Annotated in this window: 14 protein-coding genes; 6 read left to right on the top strand and 8 right to left on the bottom strand. The window is 69.1% G+C overall.

Translation table 11 applies throughout. The features are described from left to right. The first annotated feature begins 612 nt into the window (after window positions 1-612). Window positions 613-1,065, top strand: a complete 453-nt coding sequence (locus ACIOFR_RS13290; RefSeq protein ID WP_400995865.1) for a hypothetical protein — start codon at window positions 613-615, stop codon at window positions 1,063-1,065. Window positions 1,066-1,171: 106 nt separating this feature from the next. Here ACIOFR_RS13290 and ACIOFR_RS13295 read toward each other — a convergent pair whose 3' ends face one another. Beyond that, window positions 1,172-3,568 (bottom strand): SulP family inorganic anion transporter, encoded by a 2,397-nt coding sequence (locus ACIOFR_RS13295; RefSeq protein WP_400995867.1) that lies wholly within the window; start codon window positions 3,566-3,568, stop codon window positions 1,172-1,174. A gap of 351 nt (window positions 3,569-3,919) precedes the next feature. After that, window positions 3,920-4,906 (bottom strand): ATP-binding protein, encoded by a 987-nt coding sequence (locus ACIOFR_RS13300; RefSeq protein ID WP_400995869.1) that lies wholly within the window; start codon window positions 4,904-4,906, stop codon window positions 3,920-3,922. Window positions 4,907-5,109: 203 nt separating this feature from the next. Between ACIOFR_RS13300 and ACIOFR_RS13305 the strand changes: the two genes are divergently transcribed. After that, window positions 5,110-6,003, top strand: a complete 894-nt coding sequence (locus tag ACIOFR_RS13305; protein WP_400995871.1) for an oxidoreductase — start codon at window positions 5,110-5,112, stop codon at window positions 6,001-6,003. Window positions 6,004-6,380: 377 nt separating this feature from the next. Here the strand turns inward: ACIOFR_RS13305 and ACIOFR_RS13310 are convergent, their stop codons facing one another. Continuing rightward, on the bottom strand, window positions 6,381-7,301 hold the full coding sequence (locus tag ACIOFR_RS13310) for an HAD family hydrolase (protein WP_400995874.1): 921 nt from the start codon (window positions 7,299-7,301) through the stop codon (window positions 6,381-6,383). A 646-nt stretch (window positions 7,302-7,947) separates the two neighbouring features. Here ACIOFR_RS13310 and ssd point away from each other — a divergent pair. Together ssd and ACIOFR_RS13320 are read left to right on the top strand one after the other, a co-directional pair. Beyond that, the gene (gene ssd, locus ACIOFR_RS13315) at window positions 7,948-9,063 is read left to right on the top strand and encodes a septum site-determining protein Ssd (protein ID WP_400995876.1); all 1,116 of its coding nucleotides are present in this window, start codon (window positions 7,948-7,950) and stop codon (window positions 9,061-9,063) included. A gap of 392 nt (window positions 9,064-9,455) precedes the next feature. Beyond that, the gene (locus ACIOFR_RS13320) at window positions 9,456-10,112 is read left to right on the top strand and encodes an ATPase, T2SS/T4P/T4SS family (protein ID WP_400995878.1); all 657 of its coding nucleotides are present in this window, start codon (window positions 9,456-9,458) and stop codon (window positions 10,110-10,112) included. A gap of 682 nt (window positions 10,113-10,794) precedes the next feature. On the opposite strand, the gene ACIOFR_RS13325 is transcribed toward ACIOFR_RS13320, so the two are convergent. Together ACIOFR_RS13325 and ACIOFR_RS13330 are read right to left on the bottom strand one after the other, a co-directional pair. Further along, window positions 10,795-11,574, bottom strand: a complete 780-nt coding sequence (locus ACIOFR_RS13325; RefSeq protein WP_400995880.1) for a phosphotransferase — start codon at window positions 11,572-11,574, stop codon at window positions 10,795-10,797. 912 nt (window positions 11,575-12,486) lie between these two features. Beyond that, a complete protein-coding gene (locus tag ACIOFR_RS13330; RefSeq protein WP_400995882.1) occupies window positions 12,487-12,750 on the bottom strand; it encodes a hypothetical protein in 264 nt (87 codons plus the stop codon). A 107-nt stretch (window positions 12,751-12,857) separates the two neighbouring features. Between ACIOFR_RS13330 and ACIOFR_RS13335 the strand changes: the two genes are divergently transcribed. Together ACIOFR_RS13335 and ACIOFR_RS13340 are read left to right on the top strand one after the other, a co-directional pair. After that, complete coding sequence (locus ACIOFR_RS13335) at window positions 12,858-13,694, top strand: helix-turn-helix domain-containing protein (RefSeq protein ID WP_400995885.1); 837 nt, start codon at window positions 12,858-12,860, stop codon at window positions 13,692-13,694. Then, on the top strand, window positions 13,684-13,890 hold the full coding sequence (locus tag ACIOFR_RS13340) for a DUF397 domain-containing protein (protein WP_400995887.1): 207 nt from the start codon (window positions 13,684-13,686) through the stop codon (window positions 13,888-13,890). The genes ACIOFR_RS13335 and ACIOFR_RS13340 overlap by 11 nt, the downstream gene beginning before the upstream one ends. Window positions 13,891-13,969: 79 nt before the next feature. Here the strand turns inward: ACIOFR_RS13340 and ACIOFR_RS13345 are convergent, their stop codons facing one another. The 3 genes from ACIOFR_RS13345 to ACIOFR_RS13355 all read right to left on the bottom strand — a co-directional run bounded on the left by ACIOFR_RS13345 (window position 13,970) and on the right by ACIOFR_RS13355 (window position 16,552). Further along, window positions 13,970-14,191, bottom strand: a complete 222-nt coding sequence (locus ACIOFR_RS13345; RefSeq protein WP_400995890.1) for a hypothetical protein — start codon at window positions 14,189-14,191, stop codon at window positions 13,970-13,972. Continuing rightward, window positions 14,175-14,390: a hypothetical protein gene (locus tag ACIOFR_RS13350; protein ID WP_400995893.1), complete on the bottom strand. Its 216-nt coding sequence runs from the start codon at window positions 14,388-14,390 to the stop codon at window positions 14,175-14,177. The genes ACIOFR_RS13345 and ACIOFR_RS13350 overlap by 17 nt, the downstream gene beginning before the upstream one ends. Before the next feature lie 1,076 nt (window positions 14,391-15,466). Further along, entirely contained in the window at window positions 15,467-16,552 is a 1,086-nt protein-coding gene (locus tag ACIOFR_RS13355; protein WP_400995895.1) for a phage major capsid protein, read from the bottom strand. Window positions 16,553-16,993: the final 441 nt, after the last annotated feature.

A 16,993-nucleotide genomic window follows, 5' to 3' on the forward strand; every position in this document is an offset into this window, starting at 1 on the left:
CGCGGCGGCGGTCACGTTCGCGGCCGCGGCGAGCTCCGCCGGCGGCGCGAAACGGCGGTCCTCCTTGAGCAGGTTCGCCAGACTCTCGTTGCTCAACGCGTGCTCCTCATCGAGTTCTCTACGTCCAGGGTGCTCCCGTGCGGAGGGATTGTCCCTGGTGTCCCAGCACACAGCTCACCAGGCGAACGGGCGTGTTGACAAGAGGCGCTTGAAAATTGGTGTAGACCTCTGGCTGGAATGCCGCCGCGCTTCCGCGCGGATCCGGTACCGACCGCTGCCGGGGCGTTCCCGCGTCGAGCCCGGGCCTGCCCCTGCCGACGCCCGCCCTCCGATGGCCAGGCGGTCGGCGGGAGCCCCTCGTCGCCCCCGACATCCGGTCTGACGCACCGTCCGGTGCTGGTATTGACACCCCTTCTACCGGGTACTCCAGACAGTACCTCCAGAGGTGGTCAGGACCTTCATGGAGCAGAGCGGGCCCGCCGTCGTGGGCGTGGCTCGCATGTCAGCGCACCCCTTCCTTCCTTCGGGGGTCGAGCCATGCCCGGAACACCTGCACACCCACCCCTTCCCGGCGACTTCGCCGTGGTCCGAATGGACGGCGGAGTCGGCCGAATGATCCGGATCGGCCAGTGGCTCAACGGCGACGGATTCGCCGACTACGAGCACGCCTTCGTCCTCGTCGACGATGGCCAACTGGTCGAGGCACAGCCCGGCGGCGCCGAGCTGCTGCCACTCTCCGCCTACCAGGACCGCCCGATCCTGTGGTCCACCGGACACGTCCCGTTGAGCGGCGAACAGCGCCGGGCGATCGTCGCCGCCGCTCACGGCTACCTCGGTGTGCCCTACAGCTTCGCCGACTTCGCGGCGCTGGCGGCTCACCGGTTCCACCTGCCGGCCGGCCCGCTGCTCAAGAGCTATGTGGCTTCGACCAAGCACATGATCTGCTCCCAACTGGTCGACCAGTGCTACCAGGACGCGGGGGTCCGGCTGTTCGCGGACGGCCGCTGGCCCGGCTACGTGACACCGGCCGATCTGGCCAACCGCCTGCTGGGTCGAGCCTCCTGACCCTGCTCCGCGGGTCCCGGCCGGGCGAACCTGCCCGGCCGGGTGTCCATCTGCCTGCTATCGATGTGTTCGTTCCAGCCGGGGCGCGGTGCGAGGATGCTGCGGCCTACGCGGCCAACTGCTGCTCCTTCCTGCCGTCCGGGCCTTCCGTACCCCCGCGATCGGCGCGGTCGGTGCCCTGCGGTGTGCGTTCCGCGGACACCGGCGCGAAGCGGCCGCTCGCCCGGTCCAGGACGTACGCCTGGGCCGTCGCGAAGTCGAAGTACATGCCGACCAGCCGCAGCGTCCCGGCGGCGACCCCGCGTTCGACCGCCGGATTGGCCATCAACTGGTCCAACTGCTGAACCACGTTGGTGATGCAGAGCTGCTCGACCGTGTCGGCCACCGGACGGCCCTCGAACTCGGCGGGCACCCGGCGCAGCCGGGCGAGCGAGCCGCGGCCGTTGCGCAGCCACCGGGTCAGTGCGGTGGGCGGACCGGGCTGCTCGTGCACCCCGTCGAGCAGGGCCTTCATGGCCCCGCACCCCGAGTGCCCGCAGACGGTGATGCTGCCGACCTCCAGGACCTCCACGGCGTACTGGACGGCAGCGGCCACCGAGTCGTCGGCGGCGCCGGGCTCGTGCGGCGCGGGCACCAGGTTGCCGACGTTGCGGACGGTGAAGAGGTCACCGGGACCGCTGTTGGTGATCATGCTGGTGACCATGCGGGAGTCGGCGCAGGTCAGGAAGAGCTGGGACGGCGTCTGGCCGTCGCGCGCGAGCCGGGCCAGCTCCTCGCGCACCAGGGGAGCGGTGTGCTGCTGGAACCCGCGGACTCCGTCGAGCAGCCGGCCGTGCGGATCGTCCGCTCCCTGCTCGATGCAGTGGTGGCCGACCCAGGGTGTCCAGGCCCGGCAGCGGTGCGGGCCGGGGGAGCTGCCCGTGCGGATGGTCCCGTCCGGGTCGAGGACCTCGTCGTCCGGGCGCTTGGTCACCATCGAGACCCGGCCGCCGGTCGCCAGGTGGCCGGCCCGCCAGGTGTGTACGGCCTCGTAGGCGGCGTGGTCAAGGAAGGAACCGTCGTGGCGGACCGTGACCACCGCGCCGGCGGGGACGCGGGTCAGCGCGCGGCTCAACTTGGGGACCGCCGCGAACGTCAGCGGCCCGTGTGTGTGCACGGTGTACGACCCGTCCGCCCCGGTCACCACGTCGACGTGTGCCCGGGTGAGCCGGTAGAGCGCGAGCAGGACGGCCACCGAGCCGCCGATGGTCACTCCGAGCGGCACCCCGAGCAGCACGACGCCGAGCACGGTGGCCAGGTAGACCGGGAACTCCCGGTGCCGGTGGATCCTGCGGATGTGCGCGAAGCTGACCATCTGCACGCCCACCACCAGGACCAGGGCGGCCAGGGCGGCCAACGGGATCCGCCGCAGCCCGCCGGTCAGGACGAGCGCCGCCAGCAGGACCCAGCAGCCGTGCAGGACCGAGGACATCCGAGTGGCCGCCCCCGCCTGGACGTTGGCGGTGCTGCGCACCGCGCCGCCGGCCACCGGGAGGCCGCCCAGCAGACCCGACACCAGATTCGCGGCGCCCTGCCCGCGGAGCTCGCGGTCGAGATCGCCGGTGCTGTGCGACATGCGGTCCACCGCCACGGCGGAGAGCAGGGACTCCACGGTGGCCACCGCGGTGACCGTCAGGACCGCGGCCAGCAGTTCGGGCCAGTGCTCGGCGACGAGGGTGCCGGACGGGAAGGAGGCGAGGGCGTGGTGGTCCCACTCGGGCAGCTCGACCCGGGCGAGGCGCAGGCCGGCCAGGAGGGAGAGCGCGGTGGCCGCCGCGACGGCGGCCAGGGCCGCCGGGACCTTCGTGAGCCGGGCGCCGACCCTGCCGGTCCGGCCGGGGAGCCGGCCGAGCCGTGGCCAGCCGAAGAGGACGGTGATGGCGACCGCGCCGACGGCGAGGGCGGGCAGGTGCGGCCCGGCCAACTGCCCTGGCAGCGCGACCAGGTTGGCGAGGGCGGAGCTCTGCGGCGAGCCGCCGAGGACGACGTGCAGCTGGGTGAGCGCGATGGTCAGCCCGACCCCGGCGAGCATGCCGTGCACGATGGCGGGGGAGACGGCGAGCGCGGCGCGGGCCACCCGGAGGGTGCCGAGGAGGAATTGGAGCACGCCGGCCGCAACGGTCACGGCGCAGGCGACCTGCCACCCGTACCGGGCGAGCAGACCGGCGGTGACCACGGTGAGGGCGGCCGAGGGCCCGCTGACCTGGAGCTGTGTGCCACCGAAGAGGCCGACGACCAGGCCGCCGACCGCGGCGGACACCAGGCCTGCGGTGAGCGGGGCGCCGGTGGCCAGCGCGATGCCGAGCGAGAAGGGGACGGCGATCAGGAAGACCGCGAGGGAGGCGGGCACGTCCCGCAGCAGCAGCCGTCGGGCGCTGTTCGTCGGTGGGCGGCCGGGTGCGGTGGGCGGCGCGTGATCGGTGGTGTCCGAGGGAGTGGGAGCGCTGGAAACGTCAAGGGTCATGGTCTTCCCGTCTGTCCGGGGAACGAACGCAGTCAGGTCCGGCGATGAGGCTTGAGGTCGGAGTGGCTGTCGTGGGTCGCGACGGTACGGCGGGATGGCTCGGGCGCAGCGGTGGGTCTTCGTGGGCAGCCCGCGACCATCAAGAATCGGTAAACCGAGAGTAATGAAACCTTTGCACAGCGCACAACTGAACGGAAGGTGGGGCCCTGGCTTTCACTCCTATGAGTGGTGCGCGAACCGATCGGGAACTCCGCGTACGCGAAGTCCGGCGGCACCCGTCGTAGGGGTGTCGCCGGACCGGATGTCCTGTTCCGGCCGCGCCTGCGGCCGGAGCCGGGCGCGGCCGCGCCGTCAGGCGTGCGCCGTGGCGGCTCCGGAGGGGCTCGGTACGAAGCCCTTGTCGACCTGGGCGGACAGGTCGACGCCGACCTTCGCGTTCCCCCAACTCTCCGCGTTGCGGAGGTGGAAGTGGACGGCCTGGGCGGTGTACCGCTCCGCGTCGCGGTGGTCGAAGGCTCCTTCGGCCTCGCCCCTGAGCAGTTCCAGTACCTCGCGGTTGGCCGGTTCGAGGGTCCGCAGCGCCGGCGCGTCCCCGCGCTCCAGCCGGCGGACCCAGTCGGACTGTCCGAAGGAGGTGAGCAGGTCGTCGCCGACCTCGCGACGGAGGAAGGCCAGGTCCTCGGGGCTCTGCACCTTGTTGCCGATCACCCGCAGTCGGACCCCGAAGTCCTGCGCGTACTCCTTGTACTGGCGGTAGACGGAGACGCCCTTGCGGGTCGGCTCGGCGACCAGGAACGTCAGGTCGAAGCGGGTGAACAGGCCGGAGGCGAACGAGTCGGAGCCGGCGGTCATGTCGGTCACCACGTACTCGTCCCGGCCGTCGACCAGGTGGTTGAGCAGGAGCTCGACCGCGCCGACCTTGGAGTGGTAGCAGGCGACGCCGAGGTCCTCCTCGGTGAACGCGCCGGTTGCCAGCAGTCGGACCGAGCCCTCGTCGAGGGCGATCGGGCGCGCGCACGCCTCGTACACCGGGTTCTCGTCGATGATCCGCAGCAGGCGTGAACCCCGGCCGGGTGGCGTGGTTTTGATCATTTCGTCGGCCGAGCTGATCAGCGGGTTGGTGCCGCGCAGGTACTCCTTGATCAGCGGCAGGTGGGCGCCGAGCGAGGGCACCGTGGCGGCCTGATCGTCGGTCAACCCGAGTGCAGGGCCCAGGTGTTGGTTGATGTCGGCATCGACGGCGATGACCGGACATCCCGCTGCGGCCAGGTGGCGGATGAACAGTCCGGACAGCGTGGTCTTCCCGCTGCCACCCTTGCCGACGAAGGCGATCTTCATCTGAGACTCCGGCTCCTACTCCAGTGCGCCGCGACTGCCGGCCGCGGACTGGGAAGACTGTTGGAAATCGTTATCGTCACCGATAGTGGCCATGCTAGCCGGGGTCCGGTGTGCGATACATACGGGAACGACGGATTGCCTCGAACGGGTGATGGCGGGGTTGCTGTGGGGGCTTGCCCCCGGGAGTGATTACTCTCGGGTAGGTGAGCACTGGAACTGATCCCCTCGCCCCGCTGGCCCAGCTCCCCGGGGTACCCGAGGCCGTCGCCGAGGTGCGCAAGGCCGTGGACCGTCTCTACGGGCACCGGGTGATGCGCCGCCGAGCCTCGGAGGTGACCTCGGAGTCCGCCCTCCGTGGCGCCCGGGCCTCCGCCGCGCTGGACGGCGCCGACTGGCCGCTGGAGGAGGTCCGGCGCAGGACCGACTTCAGTGCCGACGCCCAGGCCCGCACCGTCGGCGGCGCGCTGCGCATCTCGGCCGAGGCGGGGCAGCTGCTGACCACCTGGCGGCACTCTCCGCTGCAGGTGCTGGCCAGGTTGCACCTGCTGGCCGTGGGCGACGCGGATCCGTCGGCCGGTCGCCCGCGCAGGCCCGGTGAGCCCGCGGCGGCCCCGTTCCCGGTGGAGCTGGAAGCCGTCGAAGGGGTCGGCGCGCAGGCCGCTTCCGGCGCCGGCGCGGTGGGACTGCCTCCGGCGCCCTCCGCCGAGGAGTGCGCGGCCCGGCTCGACCAGCTTTCCCAGCTCCTGGCCGCGCGCGCCGAGGGTGCCACCGGCGGCACCCCGACACTGGTGGTGGCCGCCGTCGTCCACGGCGAGCTGCTGGCCCTCCGGCCGTTCGGCGAGCACAACGGCGTGATCGCGCGCGCCGCGCAGCGCATCGTCCAGATCGCGGAGGGGCTCGATCCCAAGGCGATCTGTCCGGCCGAGGTCGGTTTCGCGGAGCTCGGTACGGCGGCCTACCGGGAGGCGCTGCTGGGCTACCTGGGTGGGACGCCGGACGGGATGGCCCGCTGGATCGCGCACTGCGGCGCGGCGTTGAGGCTCGGTGTTCGGGAGAGCACGGCGGTCTGCGAGGCGATGCAGCGAGGCATGGTCTGAGTCGCGGGCTGGGCTCGAACAGGGTTGCGGCGGCACCTGATCGGACCGGGTGCCGCCGCTGGTACGGATGCCGGGTTACCAAGCATGCACCGGAAAGTGCCCATCAGGCGGGGATCCTGCCCGTTCACCTGGTGCGGCGGCCCGACAGCGGGTCGGCTGCATGTGGGTGCTCAGTCATCCGTACTCGGTCCGTGGGCCTGAATTGCGTTGTCGGAGCGACCCCGTAGGGTCCTGACCGGGTCTCGCGGGCCGTTAAGTCCTTTGTATCGCGCTTCGGGTGAAAGCGGAACCCGAAACGAGAAGCTTTTACTTTTTGTCCGTTTAGGCGGACTGCGGGCCGTGTCGGGGGCTCCGTGGCGCGCCGTCCACGGTGCCGCTCAGCACTCCGGCCGGCGCCTGCGCGCCGCGTACCAGAGCAGTCCGGCCGTGAGCAGTGCCGTTCCGACCGCCACCGTCGCGACCACCGACCGGCTGGGCGTGTGGAATTCGGGCAACCGTCGGTGCAGTTCGACGGGGCGGCTGAAGACCAGGACGGGCCACTCGCGGGCGACCGCCTCCTTGCGCAGCGCGCGGTCCGGGTTGACCGCGAACGGGTGGCCGACCGCCTCCAGCATCGGCAGGTCGGTCGACGAGTCGCTGTACGCATAGCAGTTGGGGAGGTCGTACCCCTCGGACTCGGCGAGCTCGCGGATCGAGACGGCCTTGTTCTCGGCGTAGGCGTAGTACTCGATCTCGCCGGTGTACCGGCCGTCCTCGATCTTCAGGCGGGTCGCGACCACGTGGTCGGCGCCGAGCAGCGCACCGATCGGCTCCACCACCTCGGCCCCCGAACTGCTGACGATCACCACGTCGCGGCCGGCCGCGTGGTGCTCCTCGATGAGGGAGGCCGCCTCGTCGTAGATGATCGGGTCGATCAGGTCGTGCAGGGTCTCCGCGACGATCTCGCGGACCTGTTGGACGTTCCAGCCCTTGGTCATTGCCGACAGATAGGCGCGAAGCTTCTCCATCTGGTCATGATCGGCGCCGCCGAGGAGGAAGACGAACTGTGCGTAGGCGCTCTTCAGGACGGCCCGGCGATTGATCAGCCCGCCCTGGTAGAAGGGACGGCTGAAGGCCAGGGCGCTCGACTTGGCGATGATCGTCTTGTCGAGATCGAAGAAAGCCGCGGTGCGCGGCGCACGGTATGGGCGCCGCGGGGAGGCGGCGGGCTCCGTGCTTTCCGATGAGGAACGGTTCGCGGGGCGGGGTGGGGTGTTCCCGCCCTGGTCGGCGATGTCGGCGTTCTCGGTGGTGTCCACGGGAACCGAGGATAGAGGGCCCGCCTGAGCACCCCGCCATTCGGCGTACTCGTCGGCGCGCGGGTTTGTGTTTCTGGCCGCTCGGGTACACCATTGAAGTCACGGATCGTTCGCGACCGTGCTAACCCGGTCCGGCTCCTCCCCCCCGAGTCGGACCGTGGATAGACGACCCCCGCTCTCCCCCCCGGCGGGGGTCGTCGCACGTCCACGGCCGTTTTCCGGGCCAGTTGCGGACGTCGTGGGGGTGGAACTTCCAGGGCCTGCCGGTGTCGGCGGGCCTTCTGCGTTCCGGCCGAGCGCGGCCGATCGGTCACGGTGAGTGATCGAAGTCGGTGTCTCATTGTGGTCCGTTCGAGCCTCCGCGTTGTCGCCGCTCGCCCGGCGTGAACGATCTTCGAGTTGCTTCGCGCGTCAATTCCGCGCACCAATACCCCCCGGTCGAGTGAACAGAGTTATCCACAACCCCGAGTTGTCCACAGGGATTCGGAAGGGGGATGACGGAATCCGTTCCACGCCTCACCTTGGTGCTCGGGGAGAGGCCGGTGGATCCCGTCGAGGGAGAACGGCCGATGTCCTACCAGCCGGTTCCGGAATCGCATCCGCGGTCTGCGGAACGTGACAGCCCACCTCAGAGGGGGAGACCGCCATGTCATCACCCATCACCGATCGACCCGTCGCCGACCGCCCCACCCCGGGCGGCCCGCTCATCGTCACCGCGGACGAGGCGCTCACCGAGCAACTGGTCCGCATCTGCGCCGCGGCCGGCACGGAACCCCAGCTGATCACCGGTGCCCCACCGCCGCGCCAGCTCTGGGAGGAGGCGTCACTGGTGCTGGTGGGGGACGACCGTTCCGAGCACTGTGCGGGCCTCGGCCGCCGGGCCGGCGTCCTGCTGCTGGGGCTGGACCTCGACGACGGCGAGGTCTGGGTCCGGGCCGTCCAACTCGGCGCCGAGCACGTCCTGTTCCTGCCCGATGCGCAGACCTGGTTGCTGGACCGGATCGCCGACGCGGTCGAGGGTGTCGGGCCGCCGGCACTGACCGTGGCCGTACTCGGTGGACGCGGTGGCGCCGGGGCATCGACCCTCGCCTGCGCGCTGGCCGTCACCGCGGCCCGCACCGGTCACCGGACCATGCTGATCGACGCCGACCCGCTCGGCGGCGGTCTGGACGTCATGCTCGGCGCCGAGCAGGTCGAGGGGCTGCGCTGGCCCGACCTCGCGGGGGCGCGCGGCCGGGTCAGCGGGGCCGAACTGGCGGGCGCGCTCCCGGCACTTCATCGTTTGTCGACGCTCTCCTGGGATCGGAGCGATCTGCTCACCATCCCGCCGGAGGCGATGCGCAGCGTCCTCGCTGCGGCCCGCAGACGCGGCGGCCTGGTCGTCCTCGACCTTCCGCGCCACTTGGACGCCGCAGCCGGCCAAGCCCTCGAACAGACCGACACCGGCCTGCTCGTCGTCCCCGCCGAACTGCGCGCGATGGCGGCGGCGGACCGGGTGGCCGCCGCGGCACGGATGCGGCTGTCCGACCTCCGGGCGGTCGCCAGGGTGCCAGGGCCCGCGGGCCTGGCCGGCTCCGAGATCGCCAGGGGGCTGGGCCTGCGGCTGGCGGGTGAACTCCCGCACGAGCCGGGGCTGTCCGTCGACGTGGAGCGGGGCGCACCGCCCGGCTTCCGGGAGCGCGGGCCGCTGGCTCGCTTCTGCAGCAGTTTTCTGGACGAGGCCATGCCGCCGGTGGCGGCGGCCGGAGGAGGTGCACCGTGACCGATCGACTGCGCAGGCCGGGCCTGCGCAAGAACTACCGGGGCCGGAGCCCGAGCGGCCCCGAGCGGGGTGTCGTGGTGGCCGGAGGGCGGCCCGCCGATCACCGGGGCCGAGCCCGCCCGCACGGTCCGGATCGGACGCACAGGCCCGACAGCGGTTTCCCGGGCGGGGCAGCCGCGGGTGGACGTGCGGAGGGGGAGAGCGTGGTGCAGGAAGCAGCGCAGATGGCCGTGGCCGACCGCGACCCGGTGCCCCACCCTCCGGGGGCGGAGGCCGCCCTGCGGAGCCCGAGCCCGCAACCTCCCGCCGCGCCGTCGGGCACCGGACAGGATCCGGGGCCGCCGCGCCCCACCGGCCGGGCCGCCTCCGGTCCGGTCGTGATCCGCCCCGGGGTGACACGCACAGCCCACGGCGGCGACCTCGGGCCGGAGACGGAACGGGCGGCCGCTCTGATCGATGCCGTACGGCTGCGGCTCGCCGAGACCGGATCCCCGCCGACGGCCGGCTCGGTGGCCGCAGCCCTCCGCTCGGAGCGGCCACCGCTCGGTGGTGGCGATGTCCTCGACACGGTCCGGGTGCTGCATGCGGAAATGGTCGGCGCGGGGCCGCTCGATCCACTGCTCTCACAGGCCGAGGTGACGGACGTCCTGGTGAACGCGCCCGACGAGGTCTGGGTCGACCGCGGTGCGGGTCTGGAACGGGTGCCCGCCGTCCGTTTTCCGGACGCCGAGTCGGTACGCAGGCTCGCCCATCGGCTCGCTTCCGCGGCCGGCCGGCGACTCGACGACGCCCGGCCGTGGGTCGACGCCAGGCTGCCCGACGGCACCAGGCTGCATGCGGTGATCCCGCCGATCGCCACCGGCTGCACGCACATCTCGCTCCGCACCAGCCGCCCCCAACCCTTCACCCTGGACGAGTTGGTGGCGCGCGGCTCCTTGCCGCCGGCCGGTGCGCAGCTGCTCACCCACGTCGTACGGGCCCGGCTCTCCATGCTCGTCAGCGGCGGCACCGGCACCGGGAAGACCACGCTGAGTATGTGCCGCCGCTAGATCCCCCCGGAAGAGCCCCGCCCGGATCAGGCCGGACGGGGCTGTGAGGTGCTAGCTAGCTAGCGAGTGAGTGAGCACCGGGGTAGGTGTAGCCCGGATCGGGCCGACCGGTGGACGCTGCTACAAGGGCCCGACGGCGCTCAGCTTGCTGCTGCTCTTCCCAGCGGGCCACCCACAGGGGCACCACCCGAACGGTTGCAGGTACCGGCAGGGCAACAGCAGGGGCTTCCTGCACGTTCACTAGGTGGGCGCGACCACGGACCGGTTCGACCTTCGGCATGATGGTTCGGGCGAGCAGATGCGCGGGGATCGGCTGCCGAACGCCGGAGCACAGGGGCAGGGTGCGGGGCTCATGAACTTCGGGGCGCTCGCGATCCCAGGAAGCGCGGCGCTGCCCGATCAACTCCAGCCGGATGGGGGCAGTAGCGCGGTGGCACCCACGGGGACGCTCCGGGGCGCACGCGATGCCCCAGGCAGCCACGAAGGCGGCAATGAGGCAGATAGCCCAGGCGAACGCCCAGGCGCTAAAGTGGGTCACGTCGTCGCTCCTCGAAAGCGTCGGCCATGGCCCCGGGAGTGTTCCACCACTCGCCGGGGCTACCTTTTTTGTTGTGGTCGAACCGTAAGGCTGGCACTGCTGATCTGTCTAGCCGTCAGCTCAGGCGCCGAGGCGCGCCGCCTGTCAGGCCAGTAGTGCGCGGTAGCGGTCGTTCTCCTCCTTGGCGTACGGGCCGAACCGGGCCGTAGCGTCATCACAAACCACCCGCACGAAAGCGGACTTGGCGGCCGGGTTGGCGTGCCCCCATTCAGGGAAGCCACTGAGCCACATACGGGCGTCCCGAGGTTCCCAGCCGTACCCCATGAGCCGGACTGCTGTCTGTGCAGCGTCCACCCACGCAGGGCCGATAGCGGGCATGGCCCAGTCGACCAGATAGCCACGCTGGGACGCGATCAAGAGGTTGTGCGGGTTGGTATCAGTGTGCAACAGCGATGATCCTTCGAGCACTTCAGAGTCCCCGGGGCGAAGAACCTGGCGGTACCGTTCGGCCAGCAGCGGGACAAGGCCGCCAGTGGGCGCACGGCAGGAGCCAGCACGCCTGAGCGCGTCGGCAACGATCGCAGCATCTCGCGACTGGGGGGTGAGGTCGGCGTGCCGGCCGTCCACGAAGTCGAAGGCGATCAGGTGCCACTCATCGACAATGGCTTCCCAGCGCAGTGCCGGACTTACCCTGCCAACCGCTTCATTGATGTCTGCTTCCATGCGCTGTGCTTCCAGGCTGCTACGGTCGGCGATCAGCGCGCCTTTCAGAAACAGCGTCTCGGACGGCGTCGAAAGGATCAGTGCCGTGCGGCAGGTGAGCCCCTCCGGTACGGTCTTGGCAGAGAGCACTGTTCCAATGCGCTTCTCAATCAACGCCTTTACATCATAGGGAAGTTCATCCCAGCCGACGTGAGGTTCCATGCTTCGATCCCTTCGGCGAAGGGAAGGGGGCCCGGATGGACCCCCTCCCCCAACTCACATGATCAGCCTTGCGTGGCACCGCACTTGACGCAGCGCATCTTCGCACTCCACATCTGGTACTGGTGGTCTCCACCCGCCGGGCAGCTACCGTTCCCCAGGATGTGCGCCGTGATCTTCTGTCGCATGGCCGTACTTCCCCTCATCTGGTTAATGGGTTGCGCAGGGTCTGCCTCAATCAACTAGCGCGCTTTAAGGTGATTGGGGCAGCAGACCCGTGCCGCTCCTTCCCGGGAATGGCAGCACGGGGGCTTGTGGGGCCTGTCAGCAGGCCGGGGGCTCAGGCTCGTCGGGGGGCTCGTCAGGGCCATAAAGAGCCTGGTAGACCGGTCCGCCGTCGTCGTCGGGCAGTGTGGCGGCGCCATCGCATGTCTCGATCCAGCTCACGCGGTGCCCTCACGGCCACTACGCATTGCAGCTGCAAGGCGTACGCGGTGGACGTATCGCGCTGCCCGCTCGAAGCCGACGACGCAGAACGGGAGCGTCACCAGTCCGGCATCCGTGAGGATCTGCGGTCCGGGCGCCACAAGGTGTTGCCGGTCGCAGCAGACACAGCGTCCGAAGCGCCATTGATGCTTCGGCGGGAAGGGCACGGGCAGCGCGGACAGAGTCTCGACGGTCATCGCTGCTTTGCCCTCCTAGCTCGGCACTGAGCGGCGCGGCGCATGATTGGCCCGGAGGTGATCACGCAGACCACGCCCAGCGGGCAGGCAGTGAAGCTGAAGAGCGCCACGAGGGTTGAGATTGGCGTGCTGGCGTCGTGTGGCAGCGTTGCCAACAGGCCACCCCCCAGACTCACCAGAAGAGTGATGACCGTTGCATCCAACACAGGTGCGGTGTAGCCAAGTTGGGGCTTCACGGTCGTTCGCTCCCCTGGGGCCGGCCGGGCGGTCGACTCTCGGCGACCGGCTTCACCTCGTCGGCCAGGGCGACCTTCCGGATCTCGCTGGCCGGAGCCTCCCACTCGCACCCGCCACCCTTCGGCCGCAAGAGCACGGTGGGGTACTCCCCGAAGCCCTTGCACTGGTACTCGCCATTCCGCCCGCTTCGCTCATCTCGGACCAGTTCGCCCACCTTGGGCTCGTACAGCGCCTGTGCGGGGTGTCTACGCGCACTCACCGGGCCGCTCCTCTCCGTAGTGACTCCACTACCAGAATCGGCAGTAAGCCCTACGATCGGAAGCACTTCAACTCTGGAGTCGAACTCACCTCAAGTTGGGGAGGATCATGAACCGGAGAACACTTGATCCAACGTCATCACCATTGGCAGCACTGGCTGTTCAACTTCGCAGGTCACGTGAGGCAGCAGGTCTGACACAGGTTGGACTGGGACTCCTGGTTGGCTACTCCAACACCTACATCTCGAACACGGAGACGGCGAAAGAGCCGCCGAGCTTGACCTTCGTACAGCGAGCTGACGACCACCTGAACACCGGGGGGTCTCTTGAGCTGCTGTGGTGGAGTTGGAAGAACGGTTCCCTGATCCCGGGGTTCCCGGAGTATGTGGCTCACGAAGCCAACGCGACGGCGCTTCGGATCTTTCAGCCTCGGATCATCCCGGGCCTGTTGCAGACGGCGGAGTACGCGACCGCGATGGAGCTGGCCAACGTTCGGCGGGGCAAGATCAATCAGAGTCAAGCCGACGCGCGCGTGAGGTTCCTGCTCGAAAGGCAACGGATCTTCGCCAAGACGCCACGTCCGACCCTTCGCACCATCATGGACGAGACGTGCCTTGACCGACCCATCGGCGGGGCCGACGCGATGATCAGGCAACTGCGGCACCTTGAGGAGATCGCCCAGCAACCGAAGACCACGATTCAGATCGCACTCAACTCCGTGGCAGAGGCGCACCCGTTGAGCCACCCCGTGACGCTGCTCACGATGCCAGGCCGAGTGATGCTCGGGTACACGGAAGGGCTTCAGCGCGGCTACCTGGAGCGGGATAGTGAGACCGTGGCCAGCTGGGCTGAGGACTACGATCAACTGCAAGCCGAAGCGCTGTCCCCGGCTGCATCGCTGGCCATAATCCGAAGGCTACGAGAGGACTTTGAACATGCTTCCTGACCTGACTGGCGCCAGCTGGCGCAAGAGCACCTACAGCGGCAACGGCGGCGACTGCATTGAGGTCGCCGACGGCTTCCCCGGGGTTGTCCCCCTTCGCGACTCGAAGGACCCCAGCGGGCCCGCCCTGGTTATCTCCGGCGACTCGTTCGCAGCCTTCGTGGCAGCAGTGAAGGCAGGCGAGTTCGGCGACGTGTGACCCTGACCGGCTGGCCCGCCAACGTAAAGAGCCCCCGCATCGACCACCCGCTGAGGGAGGAAGGCACGGGGGCTCTTGATCAGTAGTGCTCAGGACAGTCGCAGATCACGGACAGGCCGTCCGGTCGGGGGGCGGCACCCGTCTCGGCTCGGAATAGCGCGACGAAGACCGGCCACAGCGGATGAGAGCCGATCTTGCGCCGGTCATCATCACCCAACAGGCAAGCCAGTTCAGCTAGTTCAGAACTTAGTGGCGGCAACTCGCGCGACCAGTCTCGGAGCTGATCAATCGGTGCGGTCACGGCGATACGCCTCCATTGCAGCACGAGCGGCAGCCTGCGCCACCGCAACCGGGTCGGCGTCGTCGGCCGTTTCACTGGCCCGCTCGTGAGCCGTGAGCGCGGTGTCGAGCTGCCCCAGGAACCGGATCAGAGGGTGCGCCACCGGCACACCGGAGGAACCGACCACCATGACGCCCTCACAGGCGATCTGAGCGGCCACGGCGTCCCAGATGGCCCGTAGTGCCGGGTACCGCTCCCCGGCCGTCTCAGCAGGCGCCGGACGGGCCTGGCTGACTGCGGCAGTCGCCTTGCGGGCCCGTGCCGCCGCTTTCCGGTGCGGGTCCCCGCAGTACCTCATGCGCGGATCAGCGCCGGGCGGTAGTTCCACCCCGCAAGGCGAGTGTGCGCATCGTCGTTTCATCGGACCTCCCTCAAGATGCCGGACAGTCCGTGAGCGCCTGGGCGGGACGGACGTGATTCTTCTTCTGGGACCGGGATCGCCAGCGCTCCAAGGCGGGAACTTTCGCAGCGCCCTGCCCTGCCCAGCGCCGCCGTTCATGCGCGTCAAAGACAGATGATCGCTTTGGTCTCCGCTGGCTTGGCGGCGCGGGCGATGGCAGCGCCTCGGAGTACGGGAAGCCCGTCGCTCCGGCCGGTATCTCGCCAGCAGCCCCGACACGCCGTGTGGATGTTGCCGCGTTCGCGCTTGCCGCCCGCGCGGGTGGGCGTGCTCCAGGCGAGCACAACAGCTGCAGCAGGGCCCGACCCGTCGCAGCGCATGCAACGTATGTGGGCGCCGTGCCTTGCCGCTTCCGCGAGTCGTTCAGCGGTCTCGATCAACAGGGGCTCGCGCTCCGGCTTCCGGCCCCCGAGCCGGCCGACGAGCACTCCCCACTTCCTGGCCAGCCCAGCGCGTGAAGCGAGCCCCCTAGTCACTGGATACCTCCCGCCACCTCATCGCCTCCACACAGCCACGGCAGACCGGGACAAGTCCGGTGTCCTTGACGGTCCGCTCGAACCGGACTCGATAGACCGCCGCTCGCTCAGCGAGGATCAGAGAGACCGCCGTCGTTTCGTGCATCACGGAAGCTAGGTCGTCAGGGGTGGTGCTGCACCACCGCAGGAAGCAGGGCCATTGCCCGACGTACCCCCTGGCAGCGGACCACTCGTCCAGAGCTGCCGTAGCGGCCCGTTCTCTCGTCTCCCGCTTCTGCCGTTCGTACGTCCGGCATTCGCCGCACAGTTGGTCCGGGTAGCACAGGTGGGACGGCTGCTGGATCAACGTCTCAGTGGCCATTAGCCGACCTTGAGAATCTGCACTCGGGCAGCGTCCGCCAGCACCACAGACGAAACGCGGCAGCGGCCAGCGATGAACACGCGATCCACCCTGAACGCTTCGGGTGAATTCTCAGTCTTGAGTATCTCAAGGCTCTTTCGGATTGCGACAGCCACCGATGCGAGGTCAGCGACGATCACAGTGCCCGTCGGGATTCCAGGGGTTCCGTCCGCGAGATCCGGAATGCTGATCAGCTCCGGCAGCTTGTCGAGCTTGTTTCCATCCACCTTCTTGCGAATGCCAGCGATCTCACTGGGCCGGGCAATGATCGCTTCGGCCGTTCCGCCGGAGTCCTCAATGCGTGCGACCGCATCGGCCAGCTGATCGAAACCGATTTCGGGAACAGCGGTAGTCTTACCGTCGGCGAGCATGCCGGTCACAGTTACGTCGCCATCAGTGCCACCCTGAATCAGCACGTGGTCAAGGCGGGCCCCAATGGCAGCGGCAAGGGTCGTGTTCAATGCCGCCTCGGTAGGCGGAATATCGGTCAGAGTGTCCTTGTCGATACTTACCATTGCCGATACCTTCACGGCTTCGAAGGCCGGCGCGGTTACCTGGTTGGCTATGAATGCGGCGGCCTCGTTACGAGCCTGGAGCACGGCTGTCGCTTTCGGGGCGATCGGCAGAAATCCGCGCTGCCGGCTGAACGGAAAGGCGGCAACCTTCTGAATCAACCGCGAACCCTTTCCGGCGGCGGACAAGGTGACGGGCGCGTACTGGGAAGTGACTGCGTCAAACCAGTCCCCATCGCGTGTCTGGCTCAGTGAGGTGTCGAAGATCCTGACGGAGCCCCGAGGGCGGTTCGCATAGCTGTCGGTGGAGCGGGCCCAGACGGCCTGATTGGTCCGCTGATCCTCGATCATGACGGCATCAGTGACGGCGGTGCGCATCACATCATCGGCCCGCTTGATCTCCGCGAGAAGATCCGTTTCACGGGCCTTCTCGGCATCTGAGTGGATTCCCCTGGATTCGAGCTTGGCAAGCTCTCTGAGAGCCTTGGAACGTGCGGCGAGATACGCGGATAGCTCGTCAACGCGAAGGGTCATGTGTTCCCCCTGTTACAGAAATCAGAAAAGCCCGGACCCCTGCTCACCGTGGCAGCGGTGATTAGGCAGGAGTCCGGGCTAGGACTTGGTGAGGCTGCACTGCCATGCGCCTAGAAGAGAGCTATCCGGCGCCGGACGCTACTGCGACGTCGGATAGCTCTTCTGACGGAACTAGAGCGCAACGACTTCCTGATCGCCTCGGGTCGTCCGAGATGGTGGTTTGGCGATTTGCTGTGCTGCTCGGTTTACCTCGTGAGTTTCGGAGGGGGATTGAGATTTTGAAGCAAAACGCCAAAACACCATTTCCGCTGGACAGGGCCTGGCTCGCTGGATCGGTCGCCACGCCAGCAGTGGGCGCGGTGTACCTTCGCGCGGGGCTGAGCGGGCATGAGAAGCCCCGGCAGGCTCGGAGCCGTGCCGGGGCGCCTGGGGGGCACACAG

Source organism: Kitasatospora sp. NPDC088346 (assembly GCF_044740765.1).
Lineage (GTDB): Bacteria > Actinomycetota > Actinomycetes > Streptomycetales > Streptomycetaceae > Kitasatospora.

Excerpts from the sequence above, each read along its gene's own strand:
- ACIOFR_RS13290 (WP_400995865.1), top strand. The coding sequence starts at position 613 with ATGATCCGGATCGGCCAGTGGCTCAACGGCGACGGATTCGCCGACTAC.
- ACIOFR_RS13295 (WP_400995867.1), bottom strand. The coding sequence starts at position 3,568 with ATGACCCTTGACGTTTCCAGCGCTCCCACTCCCTCGGACACCACCGAT.
- ACIOFR_RS13300 (WP_400995869.1), bottom strand. The coding sequence starts at position 4,906 with ATGAAGATCGCCTTCGTCGGCAAGGGTGGCAGCGGGAAGACCACGCTG.
- ssd (WP_400995876.1), top strand. The coding sequence starts at position 7,948 with ATGTCATCACCCATCACCGATCGACCCGTCGCCGACCGCCCCACCCCG.
- ACIOFR_RS13325 (WP_400995880.1), bottom strand. The coding sequence starts at position 11,574 with ATGGAACCTCACGTCGGCTGGGATGAACTTCCCTATGATGTAAAGGCG.
- ACIOFR_RS13335 (WP_400995885.1), top strand. The coding sequence starts at position 12,858 with ATGAACCGGAGAACACTTGATCCAACGTCATCACCATTGGCAGCACTG.
- ACIOFR_RS13340 (WP_400995887.1), top strand. The coding sequence starts at position 13,684 with ATGCTTCCTGACCTGACTGGCGCCAGCTGGCGCAAGAGCACCTACAGC.
- ACIOFR_RS13355 (WP_400995895.1), bottom strand. The coding sequence starts at position 16,552 with ATGACCCTTCGCGTTGACGAGCTATCCGCGTATCTCGCCGCACGTTCC.